Here is a 13204-nt window from a genome sequence, read left to right on the forward strand (position 1 = left end):
TCTGGTTAACGGTTCAACCCGATAACCAGAGGCTCTTGATAACCGGTTTCTTGGTAAAACGGCTCCTTAAAACAAAGGCTCCTCATTTGAGGAGCCTTTTTATTGGAACTATCTAGAAACGCTCGCTCTGGAGTTACTTTTCTGAGGTCGCTAACACAGGTAACTGGAATGCAAACGTCACACCTTCGACATCATCCGTGTCGATCTGACGAATCATCTCTACCAAATAACCTTGCACATCTAACTTCAAACCTTGTTGCTCAACCGCCTTAAACAGAGCTTCTAAGGCCGTGCTATACGCCACATCCGAAACCAGATAAACATCGCTACACAAGTAGTAGCCTTCTGGAATGATCTTATCGTAACGGTCTTTAGCGACTTGCCAGTTTCCAATTTCAACGTCGATGTCGTCCCACTTATTTCTCATTTGTTTAATCGGTGTGGTGCCCATCAACTGAGTCGACTTCTGACCATACATCTCAAACACAGTGTCCCAGTCAGGATCGTCTAGTTTAAGCTTCTGCATGCCACGCTCTGGATACCAAGCCAATTCGGTAGGCATCGACTTAACCAGTTCTTCTTCCATTGAAGACTGCACGCCCGGATGGGCCAATTTCTGAATGAAATCTGCCGTTTCTTTAGGAGTCGCGTTATAGCCCATTTCTCGAATGTGCTTCGCCGTGACGCCAAGTTCACGCTTGAGCGCCTTACCTAACGACTGTGACGATGAAAACCCGCAATACTGAGCAATTTCAATAACGCTCCACGGCTCATCATTGAGCAACAAACTGACCGCGACTTGCAGCCGAACTCGACCTAAATATTGGCCCGGCGTTTCGTTGAACAGCTCAGTAAACTGCCGATGAAAGTGATAGGGAGAAATCGCACTCTCGGTTGCTATCTCCTCCCAAGTACGTCGCTCACCCCACTCTTCATGCATCAAATTAAGCGCATGTGAAAAGCGTTTTTGAAGATGTTCTGGCAAAGATTCAATCAATGCAATCTCTGGCACGAGTTTGAAACCAGGCACCAATTGATAATCAGGTTTGTTCTCTTGCTTCATACGGTCTTTGTTCTCAGGTACATTGGGTCTGATCTCGGATAGCTTGACTTCACTATCGTCTTTGTCCTTTATAAAATCAATCACGATCGCCCCAAAGTGAGTTCTTCTGATGAATCTTTTTCGCCCGGTTCTTTTTCAATTAAATTTTCAAGTAAAGGTGGCTTACGGCAAAACAAACCAAGCAGTACGGGAATCAAAATCAGCGTTACCGCTGTGGCAAACAACTCACCAAACACTAACGACACCGCCGCAGGCTTTAAGTATTGTGCTTGTTCCGCAGTTTCGCTTAACAAAGGCAACAACCCACACACAGTGGTAATCGTGGTTAAGAAAATCGCTCTCAAACGGCTAGTACCTGCGATTACTAACGCTTTCTGTAACGGCACGCCTTGGCGATATTCAACATTAAAACGCGTGATCAGCACCAGCGAGTCATTAATCACAATCCCCGTCATGGCCGTCATGCCAAACATAGAAAGAATGCTGATTGGCAAATCCATCAAGTAATGACCAAAAATCGCGCCTGCGAATCCGAATGGTATTACCGCCATGATGATCATTGGTTGCCAATAAGACTTCAATGGCACCGCCAACAAAATGTAGATCATGATGAGCGTTAGTATCATCGCTGATTTGAAGCCGTTTGACACCTCACCGATTTCTTCAAACTCGCCGCCCGCTTTGATGGTCACGCTTGGAAACTGTAAGTGCAAAGATTCAATTGTATCTTCGAGTTGCTCACGTGTTTTCTCTGGGGATTGTAGGTCACGGTTCTGCTTCCAATACAGGTTGATGACTTGCTCTCGGTCACGGCGGTAAACCACTTGCGGCTCTTGCTCGTGGCGGAACTCAGCAATATCGCCAATCATCACACTACCACCATTCGGCAACATAATAATGGCTTCTTCCAACTGAGCTAAGGTTCTACGCTCATCCCTTGGATATTGCAGCAGCACCTTAGTTTCTTGCCCGTTTTCCAACAGACGATGCACTTCTCTTTCGCCAAACGCTTCTCCTGCGAGTTGAGCTAGCGTGGCTTGAGTTAACCCAAGCTGTTGCCCATATTGATTTAACACCAAGCGAACTTGCGGTAAACCGTCCTGACCATCGTCGTAAACATCCGAAACGCCTTTCAACGACGCTAATGTATTGGCTAACTGCTCGCTTACTCTTGATGCAAGCTCACGTTCATTGGAAGAGATCGTTAAGAATGTGCCACCAGCAGGCTCCTCAGCTGCGCTGAATTTAACCGAGTAAGCGCCTTCAATTTGCCCAGTTTTTTCTCGCCATCGCTTCAACAGTAGGTTACCCGGCAATAAGCTTAAAGATTCATTGGTGAGCTCGGCAGTGACTTCAATTTCACCATAGCCATCAGACCAAGCGAGCAGGTTCACAACAGGCTTCTCTTGCAACGGATAATCTTCCATTAAACCCTTTTCGACCTGCGTCATTGCTTGCTCTACTTGCAACAAAGCTTGGCGCTGTAAAGGCAACGGCGCGCCATCTTCTAGCTCAATAACCGCAGTGATGTAACGCCCCGGAATTTCAGGGAACAACGCACTGCGAATCGCACCATTCGACCACATGCCATAAGCCAGTGAAATAACCGCCACAAACCCAAGCAAAGACGCCACTTTGTAGCCAAGAGCAAACTCCAATACCGGCTTATAAATGTTGAGATTGAACCACTGCAACCCGCCTTGAGCAGCATTCTGCACCTTGGCAAAGATACTTGTTGATGGCTTTTTCACTGAAAGCTGTGCCAAGTGTGACGGCAGAATAAATTTGCTCTCGATAAGTGAGAAGATCAAAGCGAAGATCACTACTGCAGAAAACCCCGCAAGCACCTTGGCTAACTCATTGTTAATCCATAACATTGGAGAAAACGCTGCGATGGTTGTCAGCACACCGAATACAGTTGCCACTGACACGGAGTGCACGCCCTGCCAAGCGGCTGTCTTCCCGTTTAGATTTGAGGAGCCGTTTATATTTGAGAAACCATTGGTATTAGGAGAATAGCCGACGTTACCCGTCCGTTTTTCATGTATCGCTTCCCCGACAACAACTGCATCGTCCACCAGCACACCGAGCACCAAGATAAAGCCAAACAGGGTGATGTCGTTGATGCTGTAGTTAAACCACTGCATTGCGGCTAGCGTTCCAGTCAGCGCAATCGGAATCCCCATTGCGACCCAAAACGCGAGCCTAATTTCAAGGAATACGCCAAGCAAAATCAGAACTATTAACAAGCCTTGCCATGCGTTCTCACTCAGGCGAAATAACTGGTCTTCGATGTAAGGTGCCATGTCGGCCATGGTATTCAACTCAATATCCGACGGCAAAATCGCGCGTTGTACAGCCAATGTTTCGCTAATCGCTTCACTGACTTTAAGCAAATTGTCGGTTTGGCTAGTGCTGACCAATAAGGCGATGGCGTTAGAGCCGTTGTTACGCACGATAGAACCACTGTACTGGTAGCCACGACTTAACTTGGCGATATCACCCAACAGTATTTTTCCGTTGCTTCCCGAAATTACGACAAGCTGATTCAGCTTCTGTAGATCATCGGCATAACCCTCACCACGAATCACCATTCGGCCTTTGTCACTGATCAGTTCACCGCTACGAGTCTCAAGCGAACGCTGCTCAACGAGCTCTGCGAGATCTTCTAAACTCAACCCCAACGCTTTCAGTTGGTCAGGATCTGGCTCGATAACCAATTGAGATGCGCGAGTTCCCCAATTTGATACTTTCGAGATACGCGGGTTCTTCTTCAGTGCTTGTTCAAGTTGCTTGGCGATAGGTTGCAGTTCGTCATCGGTTCTTGGCCCAGACACCACCACAAACGCCGCTAAATTGGTAAATTCGTTACGCACGACTTGCGGCCTTTCTGCTTGCACGGGAAAGCCATTGATGGCGTTAACTTGATTACGAATGTCATCCAACAGCTTGTCTAAATCTGCGCTGCTGGTTTTACGCACCACGACTCTAGAAACGCTAGCACTCGACTGACTGGTGATCTGTTTGATGACTGGAATACCGCTGATCGACTCTTCGATTCGCTGGGTCACGCTCTCATCGATCTGTTGCGCTGTACCGCCGGGGTAAGCCACGGTAATGCTGATTGAAGATGGTGCAATTTGTGGAAACGACTCAACACGTAACAGCCCAAATGCCAGCACGCCACTAATAACAATCGCCATCATCAACAAATTAGCGGCGACTGGATTGTTAATAAACCATTTAGTCATCCAACTCATTAGTTTGATTCCTTAATCTGTGCTGCATCAGATTTGCCGGCAAGCATTGCTTCAGAGCGTCCTTCATAGAATCTAGGCGCGACTTGTTTACCAATTAGCATCGAAGAAAGCGGATATTGCACCACACGGCGAGCTTTATCACTTTGATCATTGAAGCGAATATCGAGCTGTTGGCCGCCTTGTCCAATGAGCGCTACCGACTCTTTTTGTAAACGATCTTCTTTGTCTAACGTCCACACATACCCATCTCGGGTCATCGCGCTCAGAGGTACGCTTACTACGTCATCTTTTAGACCTAAGTTAACCACGGCTTGAATCTGCTGATTCGGAAACAGTCTTGGCTTGTTTTGGTAAGGGTCTTCAACCAAGAGTACCACCTGTCTTTGACGAGTCACCGAATCCACTTCCGGAGACACATAGCGCACCTTCGCCGGCCATTGATTCCCAGAACGACTGACGACACGAATACTTGGCTTAACTAAGGCGGCTTGTACTTGTTGCCAGTGCATTTCAGAGATAGGCAGCTCAATATCAATCGAATCACTGGCAGCTAATTCAAAGGTCACTTGCCCCGACTCTATCCACTCTCTCGGGCTAATGTGGCGTTTCATGATGACCGCATCAAAAGGCGCGGTAATCACCGACTCTTCCAGTAGTTTCCGCGCGCTTATGTAAGCCTGTTTTGCTTGTTTTAGATTTGCTTTCGCTGCAAGTAATTGAGGCTCTCTGCGAGCAAAGGATGAACTTGTTTTTGAGTTAAGCATTTTGAGAGCGACCGTTTGCTCATGCTTAGCCTGTTTCAACTCAAGTTCCGCTTGTTTCAATGCACTTAACGCTTGTGCCAAGTTCGCATCGACGGCACTGGTATCTAGCCTCGCTAACACATCGCCTTTGCTAACCAACTTTCCCGGCTCAATGTTTTCATTCAGCCATTTCAATTGCGCACTTCTCGACGCTTTCAGCTGAATCGGCCAACGAGCAGCGGTCAAGCCTAATACCGTTAACGTCGATTCGTGTTGTGATGGCGTCACCTCCAACACGGAAACGGGAGCCAGTACCGCTTGTTTCTTTACGGGCTCTACCGCCTCGGGTTCTAATTCATCGACAACAACCAAAGCAACAAAGATAGCCGCACAACCGACAAGTACTGAAAGTGGCTTTTTAAATCTCATAAGGCATCTCCTTGGTAGCCTGTTGAACGGAGGTGTGATTAAGTCGCTGACTGATTTCAGTAAGACGAGAAAGGGTTTGTAATGTGATTGGCAGCATTACGGCAGTTTCAACAAACTCCAGTGAATAGGTAACAATGGAGAACACTTGCCCCGCGGTTGGCCCAATAAGCCGGCTCACCATCCACAAATTGCCGACTACCGCGCCAAACAACACAGTAAAGATCAGCCCGTAGACTAAGCATCACGTTTTCAGCCAATATCATTAACCAAGTCGCGGCGACCTGTAATGGATTAAGACGAATAATCGTCAGAAGAGAGATGGGATGTTTGAATAGCATTATTGAGCCCATAAATGAATATGGCGTCAGTATTACCAATTCGGCATGGGAAAAAGTGTCCCAAATTGCTGTGTTAGGTAGGTAGTTTACAATAAGGGAGCTTTTATTTACCAAAACTCCCTTATTGTCACTCATAAGAAACGTTAGTGTGGACAGTGGTAACTATCGAGATATGTATCGCTATTTGATGGTGAGCCTAATCAACATATTAATGCACTAGGCGCTGCAGTTGTGGCGTGTTATTACAGGGGAATAGCTAGTGAAACTAACATTTCAATAAGAAGTCGATGAGCAAAACGAGGGGTGTACCGGCACACCCGACAGTACGTTTATTCGTTACGTATTGTCGGGCGAAAAATTGAATTAACTGGTTAGCGCTTCTTCAAACACACCTAACTCGCGACCAAGCCACGTAGCACGAACGGTATGATCTAAGGTCTCTTCGCCCTCCGTTACTGGGTGAATCAGCACTGACATATCTCCTCGTGCTTGCTCAAGCCACTCAACAAATCCAGATTCTTTATTAACAAAATGGACCTCAAACATTGGCATTTTATGTGGGCCTACCAAGCGCTGTATCAATGGATAAACCTCTAATACATCCTTACGCTCTGTAATAATTTTCTGACGTAGTGTCTCAGCTTGCTCTGCAAATCGCAGAGGGAAATAAACGTGACCGTGGTACATGGCACCATCCTTTAGAATTATGATATCGCGATTTTATACCTAAACCGCCTTCAATAGCTAAGTCTAAATAAGTGGACTTACTTTCCAAAGGATCCATAAGAAACAAAAATAGAGTTTGAGTCAACGTTGGCCGGTAAAACAAACTCTATGACGTGGTGTCGACCATCGCTTTGAAGACCTACGGGCGTAGTTTTAAAACACGATCAATATCTTCAGCAGAATGGCGCTCTGGTACTTGCTCCCACTCTTCGCCAAATGAGCGGTTAACGACTCGGCCGCGTTGGAAACCTTCACGCGCTTCAAGTTGCTTCGCCCAACGAACGACATTGGTGTAAGACTCAACTTGTAGGAACTCAGCAGCATCATACAGCTTGCCTAGTACAAGGTTGCCATACCAAGGCCAAATCGCGATATCAGCGATGCTAAGCTCTTCACCTGCAACAAATGTGTTGTTTGCTAACTGTTTGTCTAACACGTCTAGTTGACGCTTAGCTTCCATCGCAAAACGGTTAATTGGGTACTCTTGTTTTTCATCAGCGTAAGCGTAGAAGTGACCAAAACCACCACCTAAGAATGGCGCTGAACCTTGTGCCCAGAACAACCAATTGATAGTTTGCGTTCTTGCCTCTCCTTCTTTTGGTAGGAAGTAACCAAACTTTTCAGCCAGATGCATCAAGATAGATGCCGATTCGAAAACATTAACGTCTTCATCACCAGACTTGTCGACAAGTGCTGGTATTTTAGAGTTTGGGTTTATGCCAACAAAACCAGATGAAAATTGGTCTGACTCGCCAATATTGATCAAGTACGCATCATATTCAGCTTCTTTAACACCCGCCGCCAACAGCTCTTCTAGCATGATAGTGACTTTCTGGCCGTTAGGTGTGCCAAGAGAATACAGTTGCAAAGCATGGTCACCAACAGGAAGCTCTTTATCAAATCGAGCGCCAGATTCAGGGCTGTTAATGTTTGCCCACTTATTACCACCAGCAGCAGTATCGTTAACCCAAACTTTTGGCGGTGTGTATTGTTGTGACATGATATTTCCTTATTAATATAGGGTCTCACAAACTGATATTAGGTCACATGTCCTTGGTTAAAACCCCTGAATACGATTTATTTTCAAACTGTTAAGCATGGCTTATTCCTGAAAGACATAACCCGTTTACCAAGAGGATTCATATAAAAGGTAAGCACCTATTCTAATCTTGTTTCGAACCTCATTTAATGTTGGTCAGTCTAGAGCATCATTTAGCAACGACAGTCCTACCCGTTCCAGAAAGCTGTGATAAAATCGGGAGATTACAATTGATAAGGATTAGGCAATGTCTTCTGATTACACAGGCTCGAGTGCTGCGTACGCTCGCCAAGAGAAAGGCTACCGCGAAAAAGCACTAAAACTGTACCCTTGGGTTTGTGGTAAATGTGCACGTGAATTTGTTTACTCAAACTTAAGAGAGCTTACCGTTCACCACGTGGATCACGACCATACAAACAACCCTGAAGATGGTAGCAACTGGGAACTACTGTGCTTGTACTGTCACGATCATGAGCACTCAAAATACACGGATCATGACCGTTACGGTGTTGATGCAAAAGCCCGTTTAGACGACCATCAATCAGCAACGCACAATCCCTTTGCTGATCTAGCGAAGTTGATGAAGAAGTAACACACGTTAAGACCTGTATTTGCTAGATGATAGCGGCTAGAGACTAGATAAATAACAAGAACCCCCAGTATGTCGCCATACTGGGGGTTCTTTTATCTGCCCTACAAATTCAGCGAGGCAAGATCAAAAAAGCCTTCCGAAGAAAGCTTTTTAAGAATCAAATCGAATTACGCTGCCGCTTGTTTGCGAGACTCTTCTATCTGCTTAGCGCGCTTTTTTAGCGTCAATTTATCGCGGTATGCAAACCAAACGTAAGACACAACCACTAAGAAGAACAGGTATGACAATGAGAAAATAAACGGCGATTGAATGATATCGTTCGAGATCCCCCAAGAAACACCGATAACCGTCACAGCGATTTTCGCGAAGAAACCACACATTAATAGCATTAAAGCCAACTGCGGGAAACGCGTGCTGCGAAATGCAAGCCAATAGCAACTACCCACCGCTAATGCAGCAATATAGAAGCCAAACAAGAAAGAGTGAATATGGTCAGCTGCCGCCAAACCACCAGAAATTGACATCAATAGAATTAAAAACAGTTTCATAATACTCGCCTCGCCATAAGTTGGAAACGCATCCTTTCAAATTTGGAATCTTTGTTTGTGTGCTATTTTCCCACTTTCTCTCGACAACACAACCCCTTGTATCGGACAAAATGTAAGCAAAAGTACCCACAAAAACCACCATTAACAAGTAATTAACAACTTGTTTTTAATTGGACTCCGTTACTCCTTGTCTCATATAAACAAAGCGCTATTTTGATTTATTTTGTTACACAAAGTTAACTTTATAAAAAATTTAAAATAATTCTAAAATTTGTGATATCCGCACGAAATACAAGGCTACTCAGAAACCATGACGAAAAAATCCCTAAAGATAAATAAGATGACAGCACTAAAAAAACAAAATAGAAAGGTGTTGAAAACAATTTAAAAACCAACAAAAAACACCCTGTTAACAAAGAAAGCTTAATTGACCAAAAACGGAAAAATAGATTCCAATCACATTTTTATTGGTTATAATCCGCGCTCTTTTGCGTCACCTGTTGAAAAACGCAAACTAATTTTGAAGAAATAATCACAATAACCCGTCATTAGTTAAGTGACTCTCCACATAATTGATGACAAAACTGAGAATAAAAATGAGCAAGATTGATAAAGCAACACGTATCCTGCTGGCAGGCTTCTGTATCAACCTTTGTCTTGGCATCCTGTATGCTTGGAGTGTATTTAACAAGGCGCTAGTGACTGAAGCTGGTTGGAGTGCTGCTGAAGCATCTTCACCTTACGCTATTGCAACTATCACATTCTCTGTTTGTCTTCTTATTGCAGGCATCCTACAAGACCGCATGGGGCCACGTAAAATCCTTATTCTAGGTACAGCACTTACAGGCCTGGGCATGATTGCTTCTGGTTTCGCGACAACTCCTATGATGCTAAACCTAACGTTTGGTGTGATGACAGGTGCTGGTATCGGCTTCGGTTACGCCTGTCTTTCTCCATCTGCAATGAAATGGTTCCACTCTTCTAAGAAAGGTATGGTTAACGGTCTAATCGCAGCGGGCTTCGGTCTTGCAGCTATTTACCTAGCGCCAGTAACTTCTGCGCTAATCAACAGCATGGGTATCCAAACAAGCTTTATGATTCTTGGTGTTGGTGTACTTGCAATTGCAGTACCTCTGGCAGCAACGATCAACAACCCACCTTCGGATTACACGCCAGCTGAGCCAAAAGTAAAAGCAGGCCAAACACCTAAAGCGGTTAAGAAAACTGAAGACCTAACTTGGAAAGTAATGCTGAAGACTCCTCAGTTCTACTCTCTATGGATCATGTACGCATTTGCTGCGTCTGTTGGCCTTATGATCATCGGTAACATCACTACGATTGCTAGCGTTCAAGCGAACCTACCAAACGCCGTTTACTTAGCGTCTATCCTTGCTGTATTCAACTCAGGCGGCCGCGTTGCTGCGGGTATGCTTGCAGATAAAATCGGTGGCGTACGTACTCTACTGCTAGCGTTCATCCTTCAAGGCGCGAACATGGCTCTATTCGCTACATTCAACTCTGAATTCACGCTAATCATTGGTACGGCTATCGCAGCTGTAGGTTACGGTACGCTTCTAGCCGTATTCCCAACTCTAACTGCTGAGTTCTACGGCCTGAAAAACTACGGTACAAACTACGGCGTGCTTTATACAGCATGGGGTATCGGCGGCGCTATCGGTGCAGCGGTTGTTGGTTACTCAATGACGAATGGTGAAGGTTACGGCCTAGCTTACACAATCTCTGCAGTTATGATGGCAGTGTGTATTGTTCTAGCAATCATCACTAAGCCTATCTCTGAAGCTAAGGTGTCTGAACTAAAAGCATCTCAAGCTTAATCGTCAGAAAAGATTGAATTTGTTACTGAAGAGCTTAGCCTGAGGGTTAGGCTCTTTTTGTATCAAACGACAATCGAACCCGAGTCCTCATCTCTCTCCTACTGATTAACCCTATTAACCACTTTGTCCGTAACATTGTTAGAACATAAGCCTTTTCGATATAATTGGAAAAACTCCTAATATTTAAATACCTATGAATTTGAAAAAAATATTCATTTTAGCTTTCGTAAGCGTCTTCTCAGGTTGTGCCGTATACGCGGGTTTAAACTTCGATGAACTATTTGGTGAACAGCAAGTTCGTAATCACCAAGTTCCTATTCTTTCTGCTCAAGCACAGCACTTCATTGACGAAGTAAAGCCCATCATTAATAACCGATGTGTGGTGTGTCATGCGTGCTACGACGCACCTTGCCAACTCAAAATGTCTTCGGTGGAAGGTATCGATCGTGGCGCAAGTAAGGCACTTGTCTACCAAGGCACTCGCTTAACCGCTTCAGCCCCTACTCGTTTGTTTGAAGACGCGTTAACCACACAAGAGTGGCGTGATGCTGATTTCCACCCGGTACTTAACGAGCGTATGCAGAACTCAACGGCTAACCTAGATGCTGGACTGGTCTCTCGCATGTTAATGCAGAAAGAAAATCACCCTCTACCCGATCAAACCCAGCTTGAAGGTTTCGACTTTTCAACCGATCGTGACCAACGGTGTCCAACCATCGAAGAATATCCTCAATATGAAAAAGACTACCCGACTTGGGGGATGCCTTATGGCATGCCAAACCTCGACAAGACGGAGTATGCGACATTAATGAGCTGGTTAGAAAACGGGGCATTGATGAACGAGCATATTCCGCTAAACGATGCCGAGAAAAGGCTTGTTAACGTCTATGAAAGCTTCCTGAATAAAAACTCGAACAAGAGTCAGCTCTCCGCGCGTTACATCTACGAGCATCTGTTTTTATCGCACGTCTATTTTTCTGATTTAGGGCGGCCAACACGTTTCTTCTCAATCGTTCGTTCCGCAACACCACCAGGCGAAACAGTCCAGCGCATTACGACTCGTCGCCCTTACGACGATCCAAAAGTCGCCCGAGTCTACTACCGATTAATTCCAGAGCAAGGCACGATTGTTGACAAGACGCACATGCCTTTCGCGCTAAATAAAGAGCGCCTACAAAAATGGAATACGTGGTTTGTAGATGCTGATTACCAAGTCAAACAACTTCCTAGCTATGACATAGATGTTGCAGCCAACCCTATGACTTCTTTCGAAGCGATGCCGGTAAACTCACGTTTCCACTTCATGTTGGATAACGCACAAAACACCATCATGGCCTTTATCAAAGGACCGGTGTGCCGCGGTCAGCTCGCACTGAATGTCATTAATGACCGTTTTTGGGTATTCTTCATTGACCCAGATAAAGCCGATTTACCGGAAATCAACGCCTTCTATGCCAGTCAAAAGAAAAACTTAAAGCTACCGAGCGAATTAAAAAGCAATACCGTCCCGGCGACTAATTGGGTACGCTACTCAAAGCAACAAGCACGATATCTCAATGCTAAATCCGATTTCACTAACCAATGGTTTGCAAGTGGCGTCAACCTAGACATTGGCATCATATGGGACGGCAATGGCATTAACCGCAATGCCGCTCTAACCATCTTTAGACACTTTGATAGCGCCTCTGTTGTCCAAGGCTTGGTTGGCCCTCAGCCGAAAACGGCATGGGTTCTTGACTATGCTCTTTTAGAACGAATTCACTACCTTCTTGTAGCAGGATTTGATGTGTATGGTAACTTTGGCCACCAACTGATTACTCGTATGTTTATGGATTTCTTACGCCTTGAGGGTGAGAGCAATTTCTTAACCCTTCTTCCTAAAGACTTCCGACATATAGAGCATTCAAGTTGGTACCAAAATCAAAGCGTACAATTAAGTGACTTTTTGCAGCGTAATATTGCTCCTTTTGAGCAGCCAACCAGCGTGATTTACAAAACCGACGATCCGAAGCGTGAACTGCTGCACATGCTCAAAGATAGACTAGCACCTGTACTCGATAATCGCTTTGATATTGTTGAGACTGGGTTTGGTAAAAAAAACGAGGCTCTGCTTAATCAAGTGAGTTTGATTCGGGGCGAAGGCTTACGTCATGTACCACAACTAGTGATGATTATGATTGAAGGCAAAAACGGCCAGGACCAGTTGTTCACCATGATTCATAACAACGCTCACAGCAACATTTCGAGCCTTTTTGATGAAGAAAGTAACCGTGATTACGCCAATGATGACTTAACGCTCGTCCGTGGTGTGTTGGGCAGCTACCCCGAAGCTTACCTATCATTAACAGAGAACGAGATTCCGAACCTCGTTAAAACACTACAAAACTTGAACACAGAAGAAGACTACATAGCGTTACTTGATAAATTTGCAGTACGACGCAGCTCTCCGAAATTTTGGTCGTTCAGTGACCGTGTGCATCGTTGGTATCAAAAAGATCAGCCTATTGAGTTTGGCTTGTTGGATTACAACCGCTTTGAAAATAGATAATAAGTGATAAGCCTTAGTTTTAGTTCTAGCTCTTGGGAGAGACTAGTTTTAAGAGGCTAGTCGTTCTGAAAGAAGGTTCACTT

General features: G+C 45.0%; 9 protein-coding genes and 1 pseudogene. 3 read left to right on the forward strand and 7 right to left on the reverse strand.

Features of this window, described 5'->3' with window-relative positions; translation table 11 throughout:
• Positions 1-133 precede the first annotated feature (133 nt).
• The 6 genes and pseudogenes from OCV24_RS20315 to yghU all read right to left on the reverse strand — a co-directional run bounded on the left by OCV24_RS20315 (position 134) and on the right by yghU (position 7559).
• A complete protein-coding gene (locus OCV24_RS20315) occupies positions 134-1147 on the reverse strand; it encodes a helix-turn-helix transcriptional regulator (protein ID WP_046223939.1) in 1014 nt (337 codons plus the stop codon).
• Positions 1144-4323 (reverse strand): efflux RND transporter permease subunit, encoded by a 3180-nt coding sequence (locus OCV24_RS20320; protein ID WP_150878937.1) that lies wholly within the window; start codon positions 4321-4323, stop codon positions 1144-1146. Before OCV24_RS20320 ends, OCV24_RS20315 begins: the two co-directional genes overlap by 4 nt.
• A complete protein-coding gene (locus OCV24_RS20325) occupies positions 4323-5495 on the reverse strand; it encodes an efflux RND transporter periplasmic adaptor subunit (protein WP_137033776.1) in 1173 nt (390 codons plus the stop codon). The genes OCV24_RS20320 and OCV24_RS20325 overlap by 1 nt, the downstream gene beginning before the upstream one ends.
• A pseudogene (locus OCV24_RS20835) lies at positions 5485-5733 on the reverse strand (ABC transporter six-transmembrane domain-containing protein); the annotation flags it as partial. The gene OCV24_RS20325 and the pseudogene OCV24_RS20835, both read right to left, overlap by 11 nt.
• Before the next feature lie 463 nt (positions 5734-6196).
• Positions 6197-6520 carry a DOPA 4,5-dioxygenase family protein gene (locus tag OCV24_RS20330; protein ID WP_136979864.1) on the reverse strand — a complete coding sequence of 108 codons (324 nt, stop codon included), beginning with the start codon at positions 6518-6520 and terminating at the stop codon, positions 6197-6199.
• Between the two features lie 178 nt (positions 6521-6698).
• Positions 6699-7559, reverse strand: a complete 861-nt coding sequence (gene yghU, locus OCV24_RS20335) for a glutathione-dependent disulfide-bond oxidoreductase (RefSeq protein WP_150878935.1) — start codon at positions 7557-7559, stop codon at positions 6699-6701.
• Positions 7560-7845: 286 nt separating this feature from the next.
• Between yghU and OCV24_RS20340 the strand changes: the two genes are divergently transcribed.
• Positions 7846-8190, forward strand: a complete 345-nt coding sequence (locus OCV24_RS20340) for a YajD family HNH nuclease (protein WP_004730279.1) — start codon at positions 7846-7848, stop codon at positions 8188-8190.
• A 167-nt stretch (positions 8191-8357) separates the two neighbouring features.
• Here OCV24_RS20340 and OCV24_RS20345 read toward each other — a convergent pair whose 3' ends face one another.
• Positions 8358-8738 carry a hypothetical protein gene (locus OCV24_RS20345; RefSeq protein ID WP_017058520.1) on the reverse strand — a complete coding sequence of 127 codons (381 nt, stop codon included), beginning with the start codon at positions 8736-8738 and terminating at the stop codon, positions 8358-8360.
• Positions 8739-9334: 596 nt separating this feature from the next.
• Between OCV24_RS20345 and OCV24_RS20350 the strand changes: the two genes are divergently transcribed.
• On the forward strand, positions 9335-10573 hold the full coding sequence (locus OCV24_RS20350; protein WP_136998248.1) for an L-lactate MFS transporter: 1239 nt from the start codon (positions 9335-9337) through the stop codon (positions 10571-10573).
• Between the two features lie 193 nt (positions 10574-10766).
• Positions 10767-13121: a fatty acid cis/trans isomerase gene (locus tag OCV24_RS20355; RefSeq protein WP_150878933.1), complete on the forward strand. Its 2355-nt coding sequence runs from the start codon at positions 10767-10769 to the stop codon at positions 13119-13121.
• Positions 13122-13204: the final 83 nt, after the last annotated feature.

Source organism: Vibrio kanaloae, from assembly GCF_024347535.1.
In the GTDB taxonomy this organism is placed as follows: Bacteria; Pseudomonadota; Gammaproteobacteria; order Enterobacterales; family Vibrionaceae; genus Vibrio; species Vibrio kanaloae.

Coding starts and splice junctions, on each gene's coding strand:
- OCV24_RS20340 (WP_004730279.1), top strand. CDS start 7,846: ATGTCTTCTGATTACACAGGCTCGAGTGCTGCGTACGCTCGCCAAGAG.
- yghU (WP_150878935.1), bottom strand. CDS start 7,559: ATGTCACAACAATACACACCGCCAAAAGTTTGGGTTAACGATACTGCT.
- OCV24_RS20345 (WP_017058520.1), bottom strand. CDS start 8,738: ATGAAACTGTTTTTAATTCTATTGATGTCAATTTCTGGTGGTTTGGCG.
- OCV24_RS20350 (WP_136998248.1), top strand. CDS start 9,335: ATGAGCAAGATTGATAAAGCAACACGTATCCTGCTGGCAGGCTTCTGT.
- OCV24_RS20330 (WP_136979864.1), bottom strand. CDS start 6,520: ATGTACCACGGTCACGTTTATTTCCCTCTGCGATTTGCAGAGCAAGCT.
- OCV24_RS20355 (WP_150878933.1), top strand. CDS start 10,767: ATGAATTTGAAAAAAATATTCATTTTAGCTTTCGTAAGCGTCTTCTCA.
- OCV24_RS20320 (WP_150878937.1), bottom strand. CDS start 4,323: ATGAGTTGGATGACTAAATGGTTTATTAACAATCCAGTCGCCGCTAAT.
- OCV24_RS20325 (WP_137033776.1), bottom strand. CDS start 5,495: ATGAGATTTAAAAAGCCACTTTCAGTACTTGTCGGTTGTGCGGCTATC.